This is a genomic window from Caballeronia sp., assembly GCF_049581465.1.
In the GTDB taxonomy this organism is placed as follows: Bacteria; Pseudomonadota; Gammaproteobacteria; order Burkholderiales; family Burkholderiaceae; genus Caballeronia.
In genome coordinates this window covers 1-6,406 of sequence record NZ_JBAUSA010000595.1, presented here as the reverse complement: position 1 = coordinate 6,406, position 6,406 = coordinate 1, and the positions used below count along the sequence as shown (strand labels likewise).

Here is a 6,406-nt window from a genome sequence, read left to right as displayed (position 1 = left end):
TCAGATTCACCGTCGACACCGCCTGTTCCCCCGCCAGTTGTACAGCCGCCCGTTGCGACTGCAGGACAGTACGCTGTGCATCAATCACATCCAGATACTGGGTCGCGCCCTCGGTGTACTGGTGGAGCGAAATCTGCGCTGCCCGGCTCGATGCCGCGACCGCGTCAGCCTGCGTCTTCGTCTGGTCCTGAAGAATGCGCAGGTCCGAAAGGTTGTCCTCTACCTCCCGGAACGCCACCAGTACCTGCTGCCGATAAGTCGCCACATCCTCTTCATAGGTCGCGCGCGCGTTCGCCAGGTTCCCCGCGCGACGGCCACCGTCGAAGAGCGGCAAAACCAGCGCCGTCCCGGCAAACGGTCCAAGCAGGAACGCGCGGCTAGACCATTTGAACAGGTCGCTCAGCGTATCCGCTTCGAACCCGCCCGAAGCGGTCAGGTTGAGCGAGGGAAAATACGCCGACTTCGCCACGCCGATTTGGGCGTTAGCCGCGGCCATCGCGCGCTCCGCCGCTGCAATATCCGGACGACGCTCCAGCAACGAAGACGGCAGCCCAGCCGGGATTCTTATATCGACGGGATTCAGCGGATTCGCTGCCATCGAAAACTCCGCCGGCGACTTGCCAAGCAACACCGCCAGGCTATGTTCGGACGCGGCACGCAAGCGCTGCACGGTCATCGCGTCGGAGCGCGCCGTCGCCAGTTCCGACTTCGCGCGGGCTACGTCAAGCTCGCTGATATCGCCTTCGTCGAAACGGTGCTGGACAAGCTTCAATGCCTGCTCGCGCAACGTCACGGTGCGCGTGTAAACGTCGTTCTCGGCATCGAGTTCGCGCAGGTTGAAATAGTTCTGCGCAACATCTGCCTGCAGCGCAAGCTGCACCGATCGGAACAATGCTTCGCTCTGCTGCGTACCGGCTTTGGCCGCTGCGACCGAATCCGATACGCGGCCAAACAAATCGACCTCATAAGACGCGCTCGCCTGCGCGCGCCAGACGGTTTGGTTCGACACCGGCGTGTTGTCAGGCAGGAACTGCGAAGCCGGTGACGCGCGCTGATACGTCGGACTAAACCCCGCATCGAGCGTGGGGAACAAGCCTGCGCGTACCGTCTGTTGAATCGCGCGCGATTCCTTCAGACGGGCAGCGGCGGCCTTCAGGTTCTGGTTGGCATCGAGTGCCTGCTGCTCCAGATCGTTGAGCGTGGTGTCATTGAACACCGTCCACCATTCGCCGCGCGCAATCTGCTCGGAGGGTTGCGCCGTCTTCCAAGTTCCCGCGTCCGCCGTGCTCAACGGCTCTTCCTTGAACGCGGCCGGCGCATGTACGTCGGGCTTTTGATAGGTCGGCGCCAAAGAGCAACCAGCGACCACCAGCATGGATGCAAGCAGCGTCGACAATCCCAGCCAACGCCTGTTCATAAAGGTCTTCATCTCTGCCTCTCTCACGCTTCAGCCGAAGCATTGACACCGCTTATGTGCGGTTGGTGACCGTGTTTGTCGACGAGTTGTTCGCCGCCCGCGAGCTTTCTCAGCAGCACGTAGAACACGGGCGTCAGCATCAGCCCGAACAAGGTCACGCCAAGCATCCCGAAGAACACAGCGATACCCATCGCGTGGCGCATTTCAGAACCCGCGCCCGACGAGAGCACCAGCGGCACCACGCCCATGATGAAAGCGATCGACGTCATCAGGATAGGACGCAGACGCAAGCGGCTGGCCTCGATAGCGGCCTGTACGATCGAACGCCCCTGCATCTCCAGCTCGCGCGCAAACTCCACGATCAGGATCGCGTTCTTCGCCGACAACCCCACCAGCACCATCAAGCCGATCTGCGTAAAAATGTTGTTATCGCCGTCGGTCAGCCACACGCCAATCAACGCAGACAGAATGCTCATCGGCACGATCATGATCACGGCAAGCGGCAAGGTCAGGCTTTCGTACAGCGCGGCCAGCACCAGGAACACGAGCAGCACACTGATCGGGAACACCCACAACGCTGCGTTGCCCGCGAGGATTTGCTGGTACGTCAGGTCGGTCCACTCGAACTTGATGCCGCGCGGCAGGGTTTCCGCAGCAATGCGTTCAACCGCAGCCTGCGCCTGCCCCGACGAATAACCCGGGGCCGGACCACCGTTGATATCGGCGGCGGTATAGCCGTTGTAGCGCACCACCATCTCGGGACCATAGGTCGGCGTCACCTTGACGAGCGACGAGAGCGGCACCATGTCGCCGTTCGCGTTGCGCGTCTTCAGCGAGCCGATATCGTCGGTACTCGACCGGAATGGCGCATCCGCCTGCACCCGAACCTGATACACACGACCGAAGCGGTTGAAGTCGTTCACATACTGCGAGCCGAGATACACCTGCATCGTGTTGAAAACATCAGTGACCGACACGCCCAGTTGCTTCGCCTTCACCCGGTCAAGATCCACGTTCAGTTGAGGCACGTTGATCTGATAGCTGGAGAACGTCGGCCCAAGTTCCGGCGTCTGCGACGCACGCTTGATGAACGCCTGCGTAGCGTCGTTCAGCGCGGCGTAACCCAGCGCGCCACGGTCTTCCAGTTGCAGCTTGAAGCCGCCAAGCGTACCGAGGCCGAGCACGGGCGGCGGCGGGAACACCGCAATGAACGAGCCTTTGATCGCCGCGAATTTCTGGTTCAAACTGCCGGCGATTGCGCCCGCCGACAACGCCTTGCCGTGACGATCCTTGAACGGCTTGAGCGTCACGAACACAATACCGGCGCTCGACGAATTCGTGAATCCGTTCACCGACAACCCCGGGAACTCCACCGCACTTTCGACGCCAGGCGTCTGCCGCGCGATGTCCGTCATCTGGCGCACCACCTGCTCGGTACGATCGAGCGACGCCCCGTTAGGCAACTGCGCGAAACTGACCAGGTACTCCTTGTCCTGCGCCGGTACGAAGCCGCCCGGCACGACCTTGCCCATCATCACCGCGCCGAACAGCAGCACGGCGTAGACGCCCATCATCAGCGCCTTGCGGTTGATCACGCCGGTCACGCCCTTGCCGTAATTCTCCGAGCCGCGATGAAACACCTTGTTGAACTGGCGGAAGAAGCCGCCGAACACGCGGTCCATGCCACGCGTAAGCCAGTCCTTCGGTTCGTTGTGGCCCTTGAGCAGCAACGCAGCGAGCGCCGGCGACAAGGTCAGCGAGTTGAACGCCGAGATCACGGTGGAAATCGCGATCGTCATTGCAAACTGCTTGTAGAACTGGCCCGTCAGACCCGACATGAACGCGAGCGGCACGAACACGGCGGTGAGCGTCAGCGCGATCGCGACAATAGGCCCGCTCACTTCGCGCATCGCCTGATAGGTCGCCTCTCGCGCCGATAATCCCGCCTCGATGTTGCGCTCGACGTTCTCCACGACCACGATCGCATCGTCGACCACGATCCCGATCGCGAGCACCATCCCGAACAAGGAGAGCGCGTTGATCGAGAAGCCAAACGCCAGCAACAAGGAGAACGTACCAATGATCGATACGGGTACCGCCAGCAACGGGATGATCGACGCGCGCCACGTTTGCAGGAAGACGATCACCACCAGCACCACCAGCGCAATGGCTTCCACCAGCGTATGGACCACCGCTTCAATACTCGAACGCACGAACTGCGTCGGGTCATAGACGATCTGGTACTCGACGCCCGCCGGCATGTCGGCCTGCAGTTCTTTCATGGTCTTGCGGACTTCGTCCGAAATCTGCAACGAGTTCGCGCCCGGCTGCTGGTTGATTGCCATCGCGACCGCGGTCTTGTTGTCGAGCAACGAGCGCAAGCCATATTCCGACGCCGCCAGTTCGACCCGGGCCACGTCGCGCAAGTGCGTGACTGCGCCGTCGGGTCCGGACTTAAGGATGATGTCCTGGAACTCGCCCTCGGTCTGCAAGCGGCCTTGCGTATTGACGTTCAGTTGCAGCGGCACATTCGGGCCGGTCGGCGATCCGCCGATCTGCCCGGCGGCGACCTGCACGTTCTGCTCTTTGATCGCATTGACGACGTCGGTGGCGGTCATGCCGTGCTCGGCCACCTTTTGCGGGTCGAGCCAGATCCGCATGGAGTAGTCGCCCGAACCCCACAACTGGACTTCGCCCACGCCAGGAATACGCTCGAGCCGATCCTTCACGTTGATCAGCGCGTAGTTGCGCAGATACGTCATGTCGTAGCGGTTATTCGGCGAGTTCAGGTGGACCACCATCGTCAGCGTCGGGGACGACTTGATGGTCGTCACGCCGAGCCGCTGCACGTCTTCCGGCAAGCGTGGCAACGCTTGCGAGACGCGGTTCTGAACGAGCTGCTGCGCCTTGTCCGGGTCGGTGCCGAGCTTGAACGTCACGGTCGTGGTGAGGTTGCCGTCGCTGTTCGCCTGCGACTGCATGTACAGCATGTCCTCGACGCCGTTAATCTGTTCTTCCAGAGGCGACGCCACCGTTTCGGCGATCACTTTCGGATTTGCGCCGGGATATTGCGCGTGTACGACGACCGATGGCGGCACGACTTCCGGATACTCGGAAATCGGCAGCTTGAACATCGCGATCACGCCGGCCAGCAAGATGAGTACCGATAGCACGCCCGCAAAAATCGGGCGGTCGATAAAAAATTTGGAGATGTTCATGACGGGTTCTTTATCTGCATGAGAGGTGCGCGCGCGGGTCTTTTATCGACCCGCGCGTGTACCCGCTGATTGAGCGTCTGATGAAGCGCGTCTGTTGAAATGCGCTACTGCAGTGCGGTTACTGCAGTGCCGCTACTGCAGTGAGACTTATGAAGCGTTGTTGACTGCGGGTGACGCACCTGCCATGGCCACTGCATTGGGCTTGATCACGTCGTTTGGACGCACGCGCTGCAAGCCGTTCACCACGATGCGCTCGTTCGGTTCAAGTCCCTTCACGATCACGCGCATGCCGTCGCTCTGCGTGCCGAGCGTCACTTCGCGGTACTGCGCGCGGTTGTCCTTGTCGACGACCATCACGTATTTCTTGTCCTGGTCCGTGCCGATCGCAGCGTCGTCGATGAGCACCGCCGGATGCGGCGTGCCGCCGCCCACCTTGATGCGTGCATACAGACCCGGCAGCAGCGAGCCGTCGGCGTTATCGAAGCGCGCACGCACCCGGATCGTGCCGGAATTTGTGTCCAGGCGGTTATCGACGGAAGCCACCTTGCCTTCACGCGAGAAGCCGTCTTCGTTGGCAAGACCCAGCGACACGGGCACGCTCCCACGCGCGTCGTGGCTCAGATAACGCAAGTAAGTCTGCTCATCGACATCAAACGATGCGTAGATCGGCGAGACGGAAACCAGCGTGGTTAGCAACGGCGCGCTGGAACCCGTCGAGACAACGTTGCCGACCGTCATCTCCGCGCGCGACACGCGGCCCGACACCGGCGCCACGATATTCGTGTAGCTCAGGTTGATCTTTGCCGTTTCCACGGCAGCTTGCGCGGCCTGAAGGTTCGCGGCCGCCTCACGAGCGGCATTGTGAATCTGGTCGTAGTCGCGCTTGGCGATCGCGTTGTCCGTCAGCAAGCGGTCGGCCCGTGCGGCATCGGTCGATGTATAGCCCTGCCGCGCCTGCGCCGCAGCCAGTTGCGCGGTAGCGCGATCCACTTCCGCGATGTACGGGCGCGGGTCGATCGTGAAAAGCGGATCGCCCTTCTTGACCAGCGCGCCATCGGCGAAATGCACCGCCACAATCGTTCCCGGCACAAGCGGACGGATGTCGACCTTGTCGACGGCTTCCAGGCGGCCCGAGTAGTTCTGGTAGTCAGTGATCGTCTTCGACACGACCGTTGCCACGTCGACTTCGGCGAGCGGCGCCGACGGCTTGGTCGCGGCCTCGGCGGCGTTTACCGGCGAGTCCCCATGATCAAAGCCGTGCATGACCGTGAATGCTCCAATGCCGGCGACGATCAGCGTAGCGCTGAGCGCAACGGTAAGACGTTTGCGAGTGATCGACATGAATTGCTCCGAATTGGTCGTTGATATTTCTTGTTGGAATTTTTTATTGAGCGGCGACTGTAGCCACGGGCGCACGCAACCGCTTCCTGAAAAATGCGGTCACATCCGCGAGCGCGGCCGGACTGGCCGCGATCGCGTTGTGCGAGGCGTCGACATGACGCGTGACTTCCGTGGGCACGCCGGCGGCGATCAGTTCCGCCGCATATTTCTCGGCTTCGATATGCAGCATGTCGTGCTGGGCGCTCGCAATCAGCGCCGGCGGCAAGCCAGCCAGACGCCGCGATTCCAGCGGCGCCGCATACGGATGAAGCCGTTGTGCAGCATTCGGCAGATACGCGCGATAACACTGCGAACACTCGGTCATGCCCATGTCGGGCGAGCGCACCTTGGTTTCGTCGGCCATGCGCGTCATGCTCGGATCGAGCAACGG

The 6,406-nt window shown here is 61.7% G+C and carries 4 protein-coding genes; all 4 read right to left on the bottom strand.

Annotated features, from left to right (window positions below):
• The coding region (locus WCA53_RS14595; RefSeq protein ID WP_423911430.1) for an efflux transporter outer membrane subunit at positions 1 to 1,417 on the bottom strand (1,417 nt) is incomplete at its 3' end.
• Positions 1,418 to 1,440: 23 nt separating this feature from the next.
• Positions 1,441 to 4,635: an efflux RND transporter permease subunit gene (locus WCA53_RS14590; RefSeq protein WP_423911427.1), complete on the bottom strand. Its 3,195-nt coding sequence runs from the start codon at positions 4,633 to 4,635 to the stop codon at positions 1,441 to 1,443.
• Between the two features lie 147 nt (positions 4,636 to 4,782).
• On the bottom strand, positions 4,783 to 5,976 hold the full coding sequence (locus WCA53_RS14585) for an efflux RND transporter periplasmic adaptor subunit (RefSeq protein ID WP_423911424.1): 1,194 nt from the start codon (positions 5,974 to 5,976) through the stop codon (positions 4,783 to 4,785).
• A 43-nt stretch (positions 5,977 to 6,019) separates the two neighbouring features.
• On the bottom strand, positions 6,020 to 6,406 hold a 387-nt coding region (locus tag WCA53_RS14580; protein WP_423911422.1), incomplete at its 5' end, for an alpha/beta hydrolase fold domain-containing protein.

Bases quoted from the DNA above. Each gene is read 5' to 3' on its own strand.
- WCA53_RS14585 (WP_423911424.1), bottom strand. From the start codon at position 5,976: ATGTCGATCACTCGCAAACGTCTTACCGTTGCGCTCAGCGCTACGCTG.
- WCA53_RS14590 (WP_423911427.1), bottom strand. From the start codon at position 4,635: ATGAACATCTCCAAATTTTTTATCGACCGCCCGATTTTTGCGGGCGTG.